An 18,032-nucleotide genomic window follows, 5' to 3' on the forward strand; every position below is an offset into this window, starting at 1 on the left:
ATGTTTTTATAAGTGACATTTTCATTAGTTTTATTGGTTACACTCATTCTATGTAAAACACATGATATCCAAAATAAGAGCATTCATCAATTATAATTTTGACAGAGACAGATTATATACTGTTATCTTCAACTCGGATACACCAGCCGGAAAGAAATTTGATATCATTTTATTATGGACTATACTTTTTAGTGTAACGCTGGTGGTTTTAGAAAGTATGCCGGAAATCGGGCATCACCATCCACAATTATTTTATATTATTGACTGGTCATTTACCATTTTATTCACTTTTGAATACATTTTGAGAATTTATTCTTCTAAAAGAAGAACCAAATATGTAGTAAGTTTTTGGGGAATAATAGATTTAATGTCCATTCTTCCCACCTATTTGAGTTTGTTTGTACTGAGCTATCACTATTTTTTAGTAATCAGAGTATTGAGATTATTAAGAGTTTTTAGAATTCTGAGATTATTTAATTTTACTCGGGAAGGAAAAGTTTTACTCATCGCCATGCGAAAGAGTATGTACAAAATACTTGTTTTTATAACTTTCATATTCATTTTCGTAGTCATTATTGGCACATTAATGTACGTGATAGAACATGATAATCCGGGATTTAGTAGTATTCCTGCAAGTATTTATTGGGGAATTGTAACCATTACAACTGTCGGTTTTGGAGATATTGTTCCTATGACTTATTTAGGTAAATTTTTAGCTTCGGTAATTATGTTAAGTGGTTATGCAATTATTGCAGTACCTACCGGTATTGTTACTGTAGAATTGGCTAAAAACAGGAAACATACTATAACTTGCAAATATTGTAAGCATACGGTAGACGCAATGGATAATTATTGTAGAAATTGCGGTAAACCTATAAATATTATTGAATGATGGAATTAGCTATAGATGATAAAATATTCGAGTCTTTTATTGATTACGAATTGATAGAAAAGAGAATTCGGGTTTTGGCTATTCAAATAAATGTGGATTATGAAAATAAAACACCCATGATTATAGGTGTGCTTAACGGGAGTTTCATATTTATGGCAGATTTAATGAAAGCGCTTGAAATTTCTTGCGAAGTAGCTTTTTTAAAAGTTTCTTCCTATCAGGACATGCAAAGTACCGGTAAGATAAAAGAAGAATATGTATTAAATACTAACATAGAAAACAGAGATATCATTTTAATAGAGGATATTATAGACACGGGAAATACCTTAGATTACCTGATTAATAAATTGAAGACTAAGAATCCGGCATCTATTAAAGTAGCTTCACTTTTATTAAAGCCAGATGCTTTGCAAAAGGAAATCGATGAGATTGCTTATGTTGGATTTGAAATAGCCAATGATTTTGTAGTAGGTTATGGTTTAGATTATAATGGGCTTGGAAGAAATACTAAAAACATTTACAGATTAAAGACTTAACGCATTTTAAATACTGCAAAATAGGACAATAAAATAGAAGATTTTTTATCTTCGTATCCTTAAAAATATTAAAAATATAATGCATAGAACTCATACTTGTGGTGAATTAACCATAGCCGATTTAGGAAAAGAAGTGGTTTTAAGTGGCTGGGTACAAAAATCTCGTGACTTAGGCGGAATGACTTTTATAGATGTTCGCGATAGGTACGGAATTACACAATTGGTTTTCAATGCAGATGACGATGCAGAATTGAGAGCTACGGCTCGCGATTTGGGAAGAGAATTTGTAATTAAAGTTACGGGAACAGTAATAGAAAGAACAAATAAAAACCCAAAAATGCCTACGGGCGATATTGAAATAAAAGTTTCTAAACTTGAAGTTTTAAATGCTGCAAAGCTTCCTCCTTTCTTAATTGAAGATGAAACAGATGGAGGTGACGACTTAAGAATGAAATACCGTTATCTGGACTTAAGAAGAAACCCGGTACGTAATAATTTAGTTTTGCGCCATAAAATGGCTCAGGAAATCAGAAAATATTTAGACTCAAACAATTTTATTGAAGTTGAAACTCCATATTTAATCAAATCGACACCAGAAGGAGCAAGAGATTTTGTAGTGCCAAGTCGTATGAATCCTGGAGAGTTTTATGCATTGCCACAATCTCCACAAACATTCAAGCAATTATTAATGGTTTCTGGTTTCGACAGGTACTTTCAAATAGTGAAATGTTTCAGAGACGAGGATTTAAGAGCAGATCGTCAGCCAGAATTTACACAAATAGACTGTGAAATGTCTTTCATTGAACAGGAAGATATTTTGAACTTGTTTGAAGGTCTGACTCGCCACATGTTCAAAACTGTAAAAGGTTTAGATATAGCTGAATTCCCACGTATGTCTTATGACGAAGCAATGCGTTTATACGGTTCTGATAAACCAGACACTCGTTTTGGGATGCAGTTTGTAGATATTACAGAAATTGGGAAAGGAAAAGGTTTTCCTGTTTTTGATAATGCCGATATTGTAATAGGTATTAATGCAAAATCAAGTGCTTCTTATACACGTAAGCAGTTAGACGAATTGACAGACTTTGTTAAAAGACCGCAAATTGGTGCAACAGGAATGATTTATATGCGTCATAATGAAGACGGGTCATTAAAATCTTCTGTAGATAAATTCTTCAACGAAGAAGAATTGAAAAAGTGGTCAGAAGCTTTCCAAACAGAACCAGGTGATTTGATTTTGATTTTGGCTGGCCAGAATAAAGATAAAGTTCGTAAACAGCTGAACGAGTTACGTCTGGAAATGGGGAATCGGTTGGGGTTAAGAGATAAAAATAAATTTGCACCACTTTGGGTAGTTGATTTTCCTTTATTGGAATGGGATGAGGAAACAGAGCGCTATCATGCAATGCACCATCCTTTCACTTCGCCAAAACCAGATGATATTGCAAAATTAGATACAGATCCGGGAGCAGTGCGAGCAAATGCTTATGATTTGGTTATTAATGGAACAGAAATAGGCGGTGGTTCTATCCGTATTCATGACAGAGAATTGCAATCATTAATGTTCAAACATTTAGGTTTTTCACCAGAAGAAGCACAAAAGCAATTTGGTTTCTTAATGGATGCCTTCGAATTTGGAGCCCCTCCTCATGGCGGTATAGCTTTCGGTTTTGATAGATTGGTTTCTATTTTTGCAGGTCTGGATACCATTCGTGATGTCATTGCCTTCCCTAAAAACAATTCAGGAAGAGATGTGATGATAGATGCGCCTTCTACAATAGATGAAAAGCAAAAAGAAGAATTAAGTATTAAGACTACAGTTTAATAATACTTAATAGAATATGAAAGAGTGTTTGTTTAAATCAAACACTTTTTTTGTTTGTATCATATCTCAATTATAGTTCGTAATTATTGTAAAATTAATAAACTTAATAATGAGAAAACTATTATTCGTTGCTGTATTATTTACAGTTGCTTATTTTAAAAGCTACGCACAAATTGAAAAAAATACCATTAAAATTAATCCTCTGAGTGCGCTATTGAGAACCGGCTCTATTTTTTATGAGCATAAATTATCTGAAAAAACGTCAGTACAATTAGGAGCTGCTTTTACCGGAGTAAAACTTTCTGATACTAAATTTTCAGGTATTGCATTAACTCCTGAATTTAGGTTTTATCCAAAACAAAATGCATTAAGTGGATTATATACAGCAGCTTTTTTAAGATATCAGGATTATCGGGTAAAAGACGAAGAAAGTTCTGCTAAGGGATCATATTCGTCTTTCGGCGGCGGAGTTTTAATTGGCAGACAATGGGTTTATGGAAGTGCGTTTACATTAGATATTTTCTTTGGGCCAAGTTTCAATTCAGGTAAAGTTAAAGCAGATGATGGAAGTAATGAACCGGAAATCAATAAAGTGTTTGACGGTTTTAGCCTACGTACAGGTATAGCATTGGGCTTTGCTTTTTAATAATTTTAAATGAAGATAAAAGCCGAGTTTTAATAAAAGCTCGGTTTTTTGTTTTTATAAGCTAGCCGCAAATCGTTATTTTGTAATATGGAACTTCTGCTCATTGTATCACTCTGTATTTTATGTTTGTCTATCTTTCTTTTTATAAAGAAACCAAAAACTGCTTCAGATAAAACCGAATTATTAATAGAAAACGAAAAACTGAAAATTTCACTTGCAGTAGCAGAGCAAAATTTAAAAAATGCACAGTCCGAAGCATTAGCTATTCATAACTTAATTAAAGAAGAAAAGCAGGATCTGGAATTTAAACTTTTGGGAAGAATAAACAGACTAGAAGAAGAAAAGCTGGAAATATCAGCATTTCTAAACCAGGAAAAGCAAAGAAATAGTAGTATGTCGGCTAATTTGACAGCAGAAAAGGAAAAAATTGAAGAACAGAAACAGTATATAGATAATTTACAGCAAAAATTTAAAATAGAGTTTGAGAATATTGCAAATCAAATATTAAAGCAAAAAACCAGTGAGTTTACAGAAGTTAATAAGACCAATTTAGATATTTTGTTAAACCCACTAAAAGAAAATATAAAAGCATTTGAACAAAAGATAGAACAGAGTTATAAGATAGAATCTGCAGAGCGTTTTACCCTAAAAGGTGCTATTGATGAATTGGTTAAACAGACTAAACTGATACAGGACGATGCCAATAACTTAACCAAAGCATTAAAAGGAGATAACAAGAAGCAAGGCAATTGGGGTGAAATGGTTTTAGACAGACTTTTGGAAGGTTCCGGATTATTAGAAGGTGTAAACTACAATAAACAAGGCAGTTTTTTATCAGAAGAAGGTATCAGATTATTACCAGATGTTATTTTAAATCTTCCTGAAAACAAACATATCGTTATCGATTCTAAAGTTTCGTTAATTGCTTACGAACGTTTAATGAATGCTGAGGAAGAAGAAAGAGAAGGCTATCTAAAGCAGCATATATCTTCTATAAAGAATCATATACAAGGCTTAGGCTCTAAAAATTATCATGATTTATATCAAATCAATTCGCCCGAATTTGTTTTGTTATTTGTGCCCATTGAATCTTCTTTTGCAATAGCTGTTCAGGCTGATAGAGACCTTTTTGATTTCGCCTGGAGCAGAAAGGTCGTTATTGTGACACCTTCTACTCTATTGGCAACTTTAAAAACAGTGGCCTCTATTTGGAAGCAAGAACAGCAAACCAGAAATGCTATTGAGATTGCTACCAAAGCAGGTGCGCTTTATGATAAGTTTGTTGGTTTCGTAAATGATATGAGTAAAATTGGAGATAGTATAGATAAGTCACAAAAAGCTTATACAGATGCCATGAACAAACTGACAAGCGGAACAGGGAATCTGGTATCAAGAGCAGAAAATATCAGAAAACTAGGAGCAAAAACATCAAAATTAATTGACGATAAATTGTTAGAAGATTAATATATTTAAATTGTTACTCGCAAAACTTTATTTACCTATATGCTGTATTTAATTTAGAATCTTTTAACGATATGAAGAAAACGGCCGCATTTTTAATAGCTAGTGTTGCAATCGCTGCCTGTACTAGCTCAGAGAAACAAAACATGATTCAACCAAAAGATAAAATCACCATTTTGCCTTATCCTAATACCAAGAAGATTGATATTAAAGATAATCTCTTCGGAACAACTGTAGAGGACCCGTACAGATGGTTAGAAGACGATTTATCTGAAGAAACGAAAGAATGGGTAGTAGAAGAAAATAAAGTAACACAAAATTATCTATCCCAAATTCCATTTAGGGAAGCTATAAGAGAGCGGTTAACACAATTGTGGAATTATGAAAAATATTCGGCACCTTTTAGAGAGGGAAAATTTACATATTTCTTCAAAAATGACGGATTGCAAAATCAGGCTGTTTTATATAGACAACTTGGAGATGGTAAACCAGAGGTCTTTTTAGATCCCAATCAGTTTTCTAAAGATGGAACCAGTTCGTTGGCCGGAATCAGTTTTTCAAAAGATGGAAGTTTGGTAGCATATCAGATCTCAGATGGTGGTTCTGATTGGAGACGAGTAATTGTCTTGAATACCCAAAACAAAGACCAAATTGGAGAAACTATGGTTGATATTAAATTCTCTGATCTGGCTTGGAAGGGTAATGATGGATTCTATTATAGTAGTTACGATAAACCAAAAGAAGGAAGTCAGCTTTCGGGTTTAACCCAACATCATAAGTTATTTTATCATAAATTGGGGACTCCTCAAAGTCAGGATAAACTGATTTTTGGAGGTCAGGAAACACCAAGAAGATATATTGGAGCTACGCTAACTGAGGACGAACGATTTTTGGTTATAACAGCGGCAGTTTCTACCACTGGAAACGAATTATATGTACAGGACCTGAGCAAAGGAAATTCTTCTATCATGCAAATCGTAAAAAATTTCGATAATAATCACGAAGTGATAGATAATGAAGGCGAAGATTTACTCATATTCACCAATCTAAATGCGCCTAATTTTAGATTAGTGAAAGCAAATATTTCCGATCCAGACCCTGCAAATTGGAAAGATATAATTCCACAAACAGAGAACGTTTTACAAGTCTCTACCGGTGGGCACAAACTTTTTGCTAATTATCTGAAAGATGCTACCTCTTATGTAATTCAGTTTGATTATTCTGGGAAAAAAGAGAAAGAAATTATTTTACCAGGTTTAGGAACAGCGTCTGGATTCGGAGCAAAAAAAGAGGAGAAAGATTTATATTATACCTTCACATCGTATGTTTATCCGCCTACAATTTTTAAATATGATATAGCTTCAGGAAAATCAGAAGAATATAAAAAATCGGGAGTCAAATTTGATCCTTCTAAATATGAATCTAAGCAGGTCTTCTATACTTCAAAAGATGGAACAAAAGTTCCAATGATTATTACTCATAAAAAAGGAATAGAATTGAATGGCAAGAATCCAACATTATTATATGCCTATGGTGGATTCAATATTAGCCTTACACCAGCTTTTAGCACTTCAAATATCGTTTTATTAGAACAGGGAGGGATTTATGCTGTACCAAATTTAAGAGGTGGAGGCGAATATGGAGAGAAATGGCATATTGCCGGAACTAAAATGCAGAAGCAAAATGTTTTTGATGATTTTATTGCAGCTGCACAATATCTGATAGACAATAAATATACTTCTACTCCATATCTGGGAATTTCTGGTGGATCTAACGGAGGTTTATTGGTGGGGGCAGCTATTACACAAAAACCAGAACTCTTTAAAGTAGCTCTTCCGGCTGTTGGAGTTTTGGATATGTTACGGTATCATAAATTTACTGCCGGTGCCGGTTGGGCTTATGACTACGGAACTGCCGATGATTCTAAGGAAATGTTCGAATATCTATATAAATATTCACCATATCATGCGATAAGGAAAGATGTGGAATACCCGGCTACTATGGTTACTACAGCAGATCATGATGATAGGGTTGTACCAGCACATTCTTTCAAATTTGCTGCCCGTTTGCAGGAATATCATAAAGGAAATAATCCGGTATTAATAAGAATAGAGACAAATGCAGGACATGGGGCTGGGAAACCTACCAACATGATTATTCAGGAACAAGCAGATAAATGGGCATTCATGTTTCAGAATATGAGTGTTTCCTATCAGGAAATAAAATAATTAAAGGCCTCAAAAAATAATTGAGGCCTTTTAGTAAGTTTATATATGAAAAGAAAAACCAATTATAAGCACTTGCTTGAAACCAGTGATCAGCATTTACGAAAATTACATCAGATTGTTCTTAAGTCTATTGAAGAAGAACAGTTGATATCAAAGAAACTGGAGTCAAAGGAAAAATTAAGTTTGGGACAACGGCTTGCCGATAAAGTTGCTGCTTTTGGCGGAAGCTGGAATTTTATAATACTTTTTTTGATTGTTATTATAGGGTGGATGGCTATTAATGTATATTTTTTCTCTGACAAAGGATTTGATCCCTATCCGTTTATCCTTTTAAACCTATTGTTATCCTGTTTAGCAGCATTTCAGGCGCCTATTATTATGATGAGCCAAAACAGACAGGAAGAAAAAGACAGAGTTAGAGCAGAAGACGATTATATAGTGAATTTAAAGGCAGAAATAGAAATAAAAACATTACATGAGAAAATTGATTTGTTAATCACAGAACAAATGGAAACGCTTATGAAAATACAAAAAATGCAAATTGAGCGAATCGATAGTCTGGAAAAACAAATCAAAGATTTTCAGCACAAAAATGGAAAATCAGAACGTTAATACTGATACACAACTGTATTAATGTTCATTCCGGCTCCAACAGATGTAAACATAACTACATCTCCCTCGTTTATTTTGTGATGACCTAATTTACCTTTCAGAATAAAATCCAGCATAGTGGGTACAGAAGCAACAGAAGTATTACCAAACTTAGAGATAGTCATTGGCATAATGTCATGATCTACATCTTTAATTTGATACTGCCTTAAAAATCTTTTTAAAATAGCTTCGTCCATTTTTCCATTTGCCTGGTGTACTAAAACTTTTTTTACATCGGAAACATTTGCACCCGATTTATCTAAAGCCATTTTCATAACAGCAGGAACATTTTTCAAAGCATATTCATATACTTTTCGGCCCTCCATTTTAATATATAGATCCTCTGGCTCTGTGCTATTGGCGTTATCAGAAGCTCCCATTTTAAGGTAGTAAGCTTCCTCAAATGTGTGCGATTGCGTTTTGTGAGCTAAAATCCCCTTATTAGAGTTTTCTTCAGCTGCTAAAATCGTAGCACCAGCACCATCAGCGAAAATCATGGAATCCCTATCATGAGGATCGGTAATTTTTGATAGCGTATCAGCGCCAATTACTAAAACCTTTTTTGCATCGCCAGAACGTATAAAATAATCTGCCTGGATGATAGCCTGCACCCAACCGGGACAGCCGAAAGGTAAATCATAAGCTATACAATCCGGATTTTGTATTTGCAATTTATGTTTAATTCTGCTTGAAATAGCAGGGAGTAAATCTATTCTATTTTTACCTTCATGGATATCTCCAAAATTATGAGCAACAATGATATAATCAAGTTCTTCAGCATTTATACCAGAACTTTCCAAAGCGTCTAATGCCGCAAGATAACCTATATCGGAAGTAGATTGGTTTGGAGATGTATACCTTCTTTCTTCAATTTCTGTAATAGATTGAAATTTATCTATAATTTCCTGATTTTCCTTCTCAATCTTAGTTCCATTTTTTTCATAGAAACTATGATTTAAAAAAGCTTCATTTTTAATAATATTTTCCGGAACATAACTCCCCGTTCCAACAATAACCGATTTTATTTTACTCATTTCTTTGCTTAGACTAAATACTATTTTGGTCTATAGTTTTAAAGGTATGCAAAAATAGAGAGTTTTTAAAAGATAGTTTATAAATTATTTAAATAAATTATAAAAATAATGATAATTTGACTTTGTATTTATTTATAAACAATCTATAATCTAGAGATCTTTTAGGTTTTGGCAGACCATACTTTTTTAAAGATAATTTGAACAATTTATGGATGGCTTCTGCTTCTATACCGTCTCCGGAAATTCTGGATCCCCATCTTGTGTCGTTTAATTTACCGTTGTGGCATGCCTGAATACGGTGTATGGTTTTTTCTGCTTTGTCCGGAAAAGTTTTACGGAGCCAATCTGTGAAAATTTCTGCAATGGCGCCATTTAATCTAACAATAGTAAAACCAGCACTTAAAGCACCATTTAAAGCAGCTTGTTCAATAATTTTCGGAATTTCATCGCTATTTAAGCCTGGGATTATAGGAGCAATCATTACATTTACAGGAATTCCAATATCGCGTAAGTCCCTCACCACTTTTAATCTTCCTTTCCCTGTTACAGGGCGTGGTTCTAATTTATTTCTTAAATCTTCATTTAAAGAGGTAATGCTTAGACTAACAGATACTAAATTAAGTTGATGTAACTCTGTTAGAATGTCTAAATCTCTAAGAATCAAATTGTTTTTGGTGATGATATGAACAGGATGCCTATACTCTAGAAAAACCTCCAAAAGCGATCTGGTTATTTTGAATTTTCTTTCAGCAGGTTGGTAGCAGTCTGTATTCCCAGATAATAAAATAGGTTCTGGCCTATAATTTTTTTTATTAAACTCTTTTCTAAGCAGTTCTGCAGCATTGGGTTTTACAATAATTTTGCTTTCGAAATCTAAACCAGCATCAAATCCCCAATATTCATGAGAATTTCTGGCATAACAATATATACAACCATGTTCGCATCCATGATATGGATTTATAGAATTTCCAAATGATAAATCTTTGCTTGTATTATAAGAGACAATGGATTTTGGATGTTCGATAATGAATTCTGTTTTTACGCCCTGGATAAATTCCTCATCCAAACCTTCCACATGCTCCAGACTATATTTAAGTTTATTGAACTTATTATTGATATTGCCTTGAGCACCACGTCCCTTTAAAAAATCAGAATTATTATTTAGCATGGATCAAAAATACTAAAATTTTTAGTATTTTTGATCCATGCTGAACCTGATTAAACTAATTATTTTCGTCTTCCAATAAGAAAACATAAAACTCTTTAGGGCCATGCGCACCTAAAACTAATGTCTTTTCAATATCAGCAGTGCGACTTGGTCCTGTGATATTACTAATCATGGTAGGAAGATTATTCTCGTATTTATCTTTTAATAATTGAAAAGCATCCTTTAAATCCATAACTAATTGAGAAGTATAAGCAATTACTATATGGACGTGAGGGTAAATACTTAAACGGCGGCCAGCAGTATTAGCGTTGCTAATGAGAACAGAACCATTTCTGGCAATTAATGATTCGCAAAGGGTTAATCCAACTTCTGCTAACTCAAAATCCTTATCGCTTTCGTAAAAAGGATACTCGTATTTATGAAGTAAATTCTGTAGAGGTTTTTCCCAACAATAAATTTTGCGCCATTTTTTCTCTTCAGCGAGCAAAATGATGTTTTCTATGAGATGAATTTCATCTTCGCAGAATACAAAATTTCCGCCCACTTTTATTAATTCCTCAGCAAAAATTACTTCAGGCATTTCGTCCGTTTCCGGATATAAAGGAGCTTCTTCTAGATTTGGATACGGGTTATCTCTTTTTTCGAGAAGAGCCTTTCTTATTTTCTTCAGTAATTTTTCTTTAGAGGTTGTTTCGTTCATTATGTAAGTGTAGTTAGAAATGTAACTAGTTACCAATATTATCGCTCAAACTTTTATAGAATAGCAACGAGAATTTTAACTTATAAGTGCAAATGTAATGAAATGTTTTTGGGCAAAAAAAATCCCCGGAAACGGGGGATTTTTTATTTAACTTTCTGTTGTAGTTACTTCTTTAGCAGCCTGTGCTTGTTGCTCCTCTTCCGCTACTTTCTTTTCGTCTTCTGCAAGAAGCTCGGTAGATTCTTCGTCAAAAGGTCGCTTACCAAATATTTCCTCCAAATCTTCTTTAAAGATAACCTCTGCTTGAAGCAATTTCTCCGCCAGCTTTATCAGATTTTCTTTATTTTCAGTTAGAATGCCTAAAGCTCTCTTATATTGTTCTTCTATGATTTTACTAGCTTCTTCATCTATAATTCGGGCAGTAGTCTCTGAATAAGGTTTTGTAAAAGCTTCCTGACCTCTGGAATCGTAGTAAGATATATTTCCCATACGTTCGTTTAATCCATAGATAGAAACCATTGCGTATGCTTGCTTTGTTACTTTCTCTAAATCGCTTAACGCACCTGTACTAATTTTTCCAAACATTAATTGTTCCGAAGCTCTACCCCCTAGAGCAGAACACATTTCGTCTAAAATTTGTTCGCTTGTAGTAATGCTCCTTTCCTCTGGTAAATACCAGGCAGCACCTAAAGATTGTCCACGAGGAACAATGGTTACCTTAATTAATGGATGGGCATGTTTTAATAGCCATGAAATAGTAGCGTGGCCAGCTTCGTGGAAAGCAATAGCTCTTTTTTCTTCTTTTGTAATAATTTTGTTTTTCTTTTCTAAACCACCTATAATTCTGTCCACAGCATCCAGAAAGTCTTGCTTAGTTACAGACTGATTTCCTTTTCTCGCGGCAATTAAAGCAGCTTCATTACAAAGATTGGCTATATCTGCACCCGAAAATCCCGGAGTTTGTTTAGCTAAGAAATTGATATCGATACCGTCTTCCAGTTTAATAGGTTTCAAATGTACTTTAAAAATTTCCTTACGCTCATTGATGTCCGGCATATCAACATAAATTTGTCTGTCGAAACGTCCCGGTCTCAATAAAGCACTATCTAAAACATCTGCCCTGTTAGTCGCAGCCATAATGATAATACCAGAATCTGTACCGAAACCATCCATTTCAACAAGTAGCTGGTTCAATGTATTTTCACGCTCATCATTTCCGCCCATCATACTATTTTTACCTCTGGCTCTACCAATAGCATCAATCTCATCTATAAAAATAATACAAGGTGCTTTTTCTTTAGCTTGTTTAAAAAGGTCTCTTACTCTGGAAGCACCAACTCCAACAAACATCTCTACGAAATCTGATCCGGACATCGAGAAGAACGGAACCTGAGCTTCTCCGGCAACAGCTTTCGCTAATAAGGTTTTCCCTGTACCGGGAGAACCAACAAGTAAAGCTCCTTTTGGTATTTTACCTCCAAGATTTGTATATTTTTTAGGGTTTTTAAGGAAATCTACAATTTCCATTACTTCCTGTTTTGCTTCGTTAAGGCCAGCAACATCGTTGAATGTGATAGTAACCTGGCTTTCCTTATCGAAAAGCTGAGCTTTTGATTTTCCTATATTGAAGATTTGTCCGCCAGCACCACCGGCACCACCAGCCCCCATTCTTCTCATCAGGAAAATCCATAACAAAGCAAAAAGAATTATAGGGAAAATGACCGTCCAGAACCATCCCGAAATAGGATTATTTCTTGTCTCTGGCTGCACTGTTATCCTCTGTCCTTCTGGAAGATTTTCCTGTGACTTATCCAGTCTTTTTTCTAAAGATTCGAAAGAACCGTCTTTAAAGATATACTGTGGACCGCCACCAACACCAAAGTTACCAGAATCTCTTACATCCTTGTATTTATCTTTTGCTTCCAGGCTGTCCTTTTTAATGTAAACCTCCACATTATACAGATCGTCCTGACGATAACCAACTAATTTTTCCACATCGCCAGGTTTAAGCATATCTCTTTCAAACTTCTGATAAGTGATAAGTCTGGCGTTATTCATTCCGGCGAAAAATTGTACTCCCAATATGGCCAAAACAATAGCAGCATATATCCACATGATATTGAATTTTGGCGGCTTCGGAACGATCTTCTTCCCGGGAACTTTTTTAATCGACCTTTTTTTATCTGAATTTTCTTTCATTTTCTATTTTAAAACGTTTAGGCACTTTTGTATTCTTCGATAGCAGCATCTCCCCAAAGATCTTCTATACCGAAATGAGACCTTTTCTCGGTCCTAAAGATATGAACAACTATGTCAATATAATCTAATAAAATCCAATCTGCCTGTTCAAAACCTTCTTTATGTATAGGATCTTGTCCGCTTACTAAGTATACTTCTTTTTCAACACTGTCTGCTATGGCTCTCATTTGTGTAGAAGAATCAGCATGGCAAATTATGAAATAATCAGCCACCGAGCTGTTAATATTTCTTAAATCAAGCCTAACTATATCATTTCCCTTTTTTTCTTGTATTCCATGCACTATAACTGCAGAAATATCTATCCTCTTATTAGGTTTTTTGTTTTTTACCATTAAAAAATTTTAGTTTTGAGACTCTAATTATAACATATTGCAAAATAACACTTTTCCCACACTATTTGTTGGCCAAAGCATTCAAAAATTAACAGAAATAGATTCTACTAATAATTTCCTTAAATTAATGCTTTCAAATTATGGGCCACCAGCAAATGGAACTGTAATAATGGCAGACCATCAGACTGCAGGTAGAGGGCAATATGGAAACAAATGGTTGGCTCCTGCAAAAAAAAATCTTACCGTAAGCTTTTTTCTTAAAACAGATTTTGTTCTTGCCACTAACCAGTTTAATCTGAACAAAGCAATATCTCTGGCCGTTCATGACTGTTTAACGCATTTTTTTACAGAAGATTGTAAGATTAAATGGCCTAATGATATTTATGTGGGAAATAAGAAGATAGCAGGTATTCTTATCGAAAATAGACTTCAGGGAAAGTACCTGAGAGACAGTATTATTGGTATCGGACTAAATGTCAATCAAACTGAATTTTACGATGTAAATCATGCCATATCTATGTGTCTGATTACAAAACAAGAATTGGATTTACAAAAGGTTTTAGAAATTCTTTGTGTTGCTTTAGAAAAAAGATATTTAGAATTGCAGGCAGGTAAGAATTTGGATAAGGAATATCTCCAAAACTTATTTCGGTTTAATATTCCGAGCCTATTCAGGTGTAATGAAGATGTTTTTGAGGGGAGAATTACAGACATAGATAATATGGGTAGACTCGTTATAGAATCTGGAAATATTAACAGAAATTTCAATATAAAAGAAGTCAGTTTCGTATTATAGACTTATATTTTATAATTTTTACATAATATCTTATATTCGCTTATCATTTTTTTAAATGTTTGCACAAACATTTAAACCCTCTTGAACAAATAATGGAAAGACAAATAAATAAAATAGGGATACTTACATCTGGAGGAGATGCTCCTGGGATGAATGCCGCTATCAGAGCGGTTGTCCGCACAGCATTATATTACGATTTAGAAGTAGTTGGTATTAGAAGAGGTTACGAAGGAGCCATAAACGGAGAGTTTTTGGAGATGGACAGAAAATCTGTTGCCAATATTATTCAACGTGGGGGGACAATACTGAAGACCGCGAGAAGTGCAGCTTTCCAAACTACAGAAGGCAGAAAAAAGGCTTACGAACAAATAAAATCTCAAGGAATAGATGCTTTAGTTGTTATTGGAGGGGACGGAACTTTTACAGGGGCCAAGATTTTTGGCGAAGAGTTCGACCTTCCGATTATTGGATTACCAGGAACTATTGATAATGATTTATACGGGACCGATTTTACTATAGGTTATGATACTGCAATAAACACCGCTGTTGATGCTGTGGATAAGATTAGAGATACAGCAGAGTCTCATGACAGAGTATTTATTATTGAAGTCATGGGAAGAGATTGTGGTTTAATAGCTCTAAGAAGTGGTATTGGGGTCGGTGCCGAAGCTATTTTAATTCCGGAAACAAAAACAGATGTTCCCCATTTATTACACCGCTTAGAGGTAGGAAGAAAAGATAAATCTTCTAAAATTATTATGGTAGCAGAAGGGGGCGAAGGCGCATTTAAATTAGGTGAAATTATTAAAGAAAAATTCCCGCATTATGACACAAGAGTTTCTGTTTTAGGGCACATTCAAAGAGGGGGTAAACCTACTTGCATGGATAGGGTTTTAGCTAGTCGTCTGGGAGTTGCTGCTGTTGAGGGTCTATTGGAAGGAAGGAAAGCTGTAATGGCGGGATTAATTCACGGGCAGGTAGAATTTACGCCATTAGATCATGCAATTAAACACAATAAAGACGTTAACCAGAGTTTACTGAAGATAGTAGAAATCCTTTCGCTATAGACTTAATTAAGAGGTTATTTTCTGTTTAAAGTGAAATAACCTCTTATAAAATATCGTATCGCAACTTATCAAAAAAAGATATTTGATTTTCAGTCTTCAATAATTACCGCTGTTCCACTGGCAGAAACCATCAGCATACTTCCTGAACCGCCTATTGTTTCAAAGTCCAGATCTATTCCAACGATTGCATTTGCTCCAAGATTACGGGCATTTTGTTGAATTTCAGTTAATGCGATATTTTTTGCTTCTCTTAAGCCTTCTTCATAAGAACCAGCCCTTCCTCCAACAATATCTCTGATACTTGCAAAAATATCTTTTACAAAATTTGCCCCGATAATGGCTTCGCCAGTTACAACACCCAAATACTTAACTATTCTTTTGCCTTCAATATTTGGCGTAGTGGTTATAATCATATTTTTATTGGTTGATAATTTCTAGTGTATAATGTTTGTTTGCTGTTTTTCTTGGATTTGCAGGGTAAAAAATGCTGGTAGCAATTAAAGCAGATGGTATTATTGCCACTGCGCCTAATAGAGGAGTTATTCCCGGGTTTAAATCGGCCTCACTTCCTGCATAAATAACTCCCCCGCCAATAATAGCGTAAGTTCCAATCAAAGCAGCAGCATAACCGAAAGTGCCGGTTTTCTTTAAAGCAACAACTTCATTTAAATTAAGCTCTATTTCTTTTTGGTGTTTACTTTTAATAATAAAAGAGTTTCCTTTTATTTCGGAAATTCTACCACTTATACCTTTTAATTCTTTTTTGCTTTTTGGAGAAAGTTTTCCGCCGGGATAAGAAATGCGAACCTTGTCCCCTTTTTCAAATACTTCTACTTTACCGTTTTTATTCGTTTTCTTTATAATATGATCTGCAAAAGAAAGGTTAAAACAAACTAATAGAAGTGCAGAAAGTAAATATTTCATCATTTAGTAATATAAAATGTTTTTAATTGTTGTAAAAATACGTAGTTTCAATATAAAAAAACGAGATAAAAAATGTTTATAAAAAATATTGTCCCTTTAGTTTTAAGCTTAATAATGTCTTATACCGTAAAAGCTCAAAATAATCCTGTTATAGCTCACAGGGGTGCATGGCAAGAGCAAATAGCACCGCAAAATTCCAGAGCGGCTTTAAAAAAAGCGATTGAATTGAAATGTTATGGGTCAGAATTTGATGTACATCTTACGAAGGATAACATTCTGGTTGTGAATCATGATAAAGATTTTCTGGGTAAAGATATAGCTTCTTCAACCTATAAAGAACTTTTAGATTTAAAAATGGCAAATGGCGAAACTATACCTAAAGTAGAGGAGTTCCTGAAGATTGGGAAAAAGCAAAACAAACATAAGACAAAACTGATTTATGAGATAAAAACTTCTCCTTTGGGAATAGAAAGAACTAAAGAAACGGTAAGGAAATCTGTTGAAATGGTAAAGAAAATGAAGGTGGAAGACATTACAGAATTTATCCTTTTCGATTACGAATCTGCGAAAGAACTGGCTATTATTTATCCGGAAGCGATAGTTTATTCTCTAACAGCTGTTACCCCTAATAAAATAAAGGAAGATGGTTTAAGCGGATTGGATTTCCATTTTTCAGTTTATGATAAAAATCCAGATTATATACAGACTGCTAAATCCTTAGGTCTCAAAACAAATGTATGGACCGTAAATAAGGAAGCGGATATGAACCGATTTTTAGATAAGGGGATCGATTTTATTACTACAGACCACCCCGATCAGTTATTGAAACTAATTGAAGAGAGAGCTAAAAAATAGTCTCTTGATTAGTAGATAATTAAAATCAAATTCATACCTTTGCAATCCCTTACGAGTAAGGGGATATTGCAAACTTTAATGAATTTAAAAAATGGCAACTAAAATCAGATTACAAAGACACGGTAAAAAAGGAAGACCTTTCTACTACATTGTAGTGGCAGACTCTAGAGCACCAAGAGATGGTAAATTCATCGAAAGATTGGGTTCTTACAATCCAAACACTAATCCTGCTACAATTGATATCAATTTTGATAGCGCTGTAAAATGGGTTGGAAATGGAGCTCAACCAACAGATACTGCCAGAGCTATTCTTTCTTACAAAGGTGTTCTTTACAAAAACCACTTAAACGGTGGAATCAGAAAAGGTGCTTTAACTGAAGAGCAGGCAAACGAAAAATTCAATGCTTGGTTAGAAGGTAAAGACGCTCAAATCAACGCTAAAAAAGCTGGTTTAGCATCTAAAAAAGAAGAAGCTAAAAAGGCTAACTTAGCAGACGAATCAAAGAAAAGAGAAGCTAAAGCTGCTGCAATTGTTGCTAAAAACACTCCGGTTGCAGAAGAACCAGCTGAAGAAGTACAAGCAGAATCTCAAGAAGAAGAAGCAACTTCTGCAGAATAAACTTTACTTTATTTTGAAACAACAAAAAAGGAGAAC

Annotated in this window: 18 protein-coding genes; 11 read left to right on the forward strand and 7 right to left on the reverse strand. The window is 34.3% G+C overall.

Annotated features, from left to right (window positions below):
- Positions 1-61 precede the first annotated feature (61 nt).
- The 7 genes from ABWO41_RS05810 (at position 62) to ABWO41_RS05840 (ending at position 8,203) form a co-directional block, all read left to right on the forward strand.
- Positions 62-892, forward strand: coding sequence for an ion transporter (locus ABWO41_RS05810; RefSeq protein ID WP_353134853.1), 831 nt, complete (start codon positions 62-64; stop codon positions 890-892).
- Entirely contained in the window at positions 889-1,428 is a 540-nt protein-coding gene (gene hpt / locus ABWO41_RS05815; RefSeq protein WP_353134856.1) for a hypoxanthine phosphoribosyltransferase, read from the forward strand. Before ABWO41_RS05810 ends, hpt begins: the two co-directional genes overlap by 4 nt.
- A gap of 79 nt (positions 1,429-1,507) precedes the next feature.
- Positions 1,508-3,256: an aspartate--tRNA ligase gene (gene aspS, locus ABWO41_RS05820; protein ID WP_353134859.1), complete on the forward strand. Its 1,749-nt coding sequence runs from the start codon at positions 1,508-1,510 to the stop codon at positions 3,254-3,256.
- 109 nt (positions 3,257-3,365) lie between these two features.
- On the forward strand, positions 3,366-3,902 hold the full coding sequence (locus ABWO41_RS05825) for a DUF3575 domain-containing protein (RefSeq protein WP_353134862.1): 537 nt from the start codon (positions 3,366-3,368) through the stop codon (positions 3,900-3,902).
- An 87-nt stretch (positions 3,903-3,989) separates the two neighbouring features.
- Positions 3,990-5,366 carry a DNA recombination protein RmuC gene (locus tag ABWO41_RS05830; RefSeq protein ID WP_353134865.1) on the forward strand — a complete coding sequence of 459 codons (1,377 nt, stop codon included), beginning with the start codon at positions 3,990-3,992 and terminating at the stop codon, positions 5,364-5,366.
- 71 nt (positions 5,367-5,437) lie between these two features.
- The gene (locus tag ABWO41_RS05835; RefSeq protein WP_353134868.1) at positions 5,438-7,591 is read left to right on the forward strand and encodes a prolyl oligopeptidase family serine peptidase; all 2,154 of its coding nucleotides are present in this window, start codon (positions 5,438-5,440) and stop codon (positions 7,589-7,591) included.
- A 45-nt stretch (positions 7,592-7,636) separates the two neighbouring features.
- Positions 7,637-8,203 (forward strand): DUF1003 domain-containing protein, encoded by a 567-nt coding sequence (locus ABWO41_RS05840; protein ID WP_353134871.1) that lies wholly within the window; start codon positions 7,637-7,639, stop codon positions 8,201-8,203.
- Here the strand turns inward: ABWO41_RS05840 and ABWO41_RS05845 are convergent.
- The 5 genes from ABWO41_RS05845 to rsfS all read right to left on the reverse strand — a co-directional run bounded on the left by ABWO41_RS05845 (position 8,200) and on the right by rsfS (position 13,735).
- Positions 8,200-9,276 carry a 3-oxoacyl-ACP synthase III family protein gene (locus ABWO41_RS05845; protein WP_353134874.1) on the reverse strand — a complete coding sequence of 359 codons (1,077 nt, stop codon included), beginning with the start codon at positions 9,274-9,276 and terminating at the stop codon, positions 8,200-8,202. The genes ABWO41_RS05840 and ABWO41_RS05845 overlap by 4 nt on opposite strands.
- A 97-nt stretch (positions 9,277-9,373) precedes the next feature.
- Positions 9,374-10,444, reverse strand: coding sequence for a PA0069 family radical SAM protein (locus tag ABWO41_RS05850; protein WP_353134876.1), 1,071 nt, complete (start codon positions 10,442-10,444; stop codon positions 9,374-9,376).
- Positions 10,445-10,499: 55 nt separating this feature from the next.
- Positions 10,500-11,144, reverse strand: a complete 645-nt coding sequence (locus ABWO41_RS05855; protein ID WP_353134879.1) for a LutC/YkgG family protein — start codon at positions 11,142-11,144, stop codon at positions 10,500-10,502.
- 147 nt (positions 11,145-11,291) lie between these two features.
- Entirely contained in the window at positions 11,292-13,343 is a 2,052-nt protein-coding gene (gene ftsH / locus ABWO41_RS05860) for an ATP-dependent zinc metalloprotease FtsH (protein ID WP_353134882.1), read from the reverse strand.
- A 17-nt stretch (positions 13,344-13,360) separates the two neighbouring features.
- Entirely contained in the window at positions 13,361-13,735 is a 375-nt protein-coding gene (rsfS, locus tag ABWO41_RS05865) for a ribosome silencing factor (RefSeq protein ID WP_353134885.1), read from the reverse strand.
- Between the two features lie 37 nt (positions 13,736-13,772).
- On the opposite strand from rsfS, the gene ABWO41_RS05870 reads away from it, so the two are divergent.
- The gene (locus tag ABWO41_RS05870; RefSeq protein WP_353134888.1) at positions 13,773-14,531 is read left to right on the forward strand and encodes a biotin--[acetyl-CoA-carboxylase] ligase; all 759 of its coding nucleotides are present in this window, start codon (positions 13,773-13,775) and stop codon (positions 14,529-14,531) included.
- A gap of 92 nt (positions 14,532-14,623) precedes the next feature.
- Complete coding sequence (gene pfkA / locus ABWO41_RS05875) at positions 14,624-15,598, forward strand: 6-phosphofructokinase (protein WP_353134891.1); 975 nt, start codon at positions 14,624-14,626, stop codon at positions 15,596-15,598.
- A gap of 89 nt (positions 15,599-15,687) precedes the next feature.
- Here the strand turns inward: pfkA and ABWO41_RS05880 are convergent, their stop codons facing one another.
- Both ABWO41_RS05880 and ABWO41_RS05885 read right to left on the reverse strand, forming a co-directional pair.
- On the reverse strand, positions 15,688-16,011 hold the full coding sequence (locus tag ABWO41_RS05880; protein ID WP_353134894.1) for a heavy metal-binding domain-containing protein: 324 nt from the start codon (positions 16,009-16,011) through the stop codon (positions 15,688-15,690).
- 4 nt (positions 16,012-16,015) lie between these two features.
- Entirely contained in the window at positions 16,016-16,525 is a 510-nt protein-coding gene (locus tag ABWO41_RS05885) for a hypothetical protein (RefSeq protein WP_353134897.1), read from the reverse strand.
- 111 nt (positions 16,526-16,636) lie between these two features.
- Between ABWO41_RS05885 and ABWO41_RS05890 the strand changes: the two genes are divergently transcribed.
- Complete coding sequence (locus ABWO41_RS05890) at positions 16,637-17,377, forward strand: glycerophosphodiester phosphodiesterase (RefSeq protein ID WP_353134900.1); 741 nt, start codon at positions 16,637-16,639, stop codon at positions 17,375-17,377.
- 91 nt (positions 17,378-17,468) lie between these two features.
- Positions 17,469-17,996 carry a 30S ribosomal protein S16 gene (locus ABWO41_RS05895; RefSeq protein WP_353134903.1) on the forward strand — a complete coding sequence of 176 codons (528 nt, stop codon included), beginning with the start codon at positions 17,469-17,471 and terminating at the stop codon, positions 17,994-17,996.
- Positions 17,997-18,032 lie beyond the last annotated feature (36 nt).

The organism is Pseudopedobacter sp., from assembly GCF_040392825.1.
Taxonomy (GTDB): Bacteria; Bacteroidota; Bacteroidia; order Sphingobacteriales; family Sphingobacteriaceae; genus Pseudopedobacter.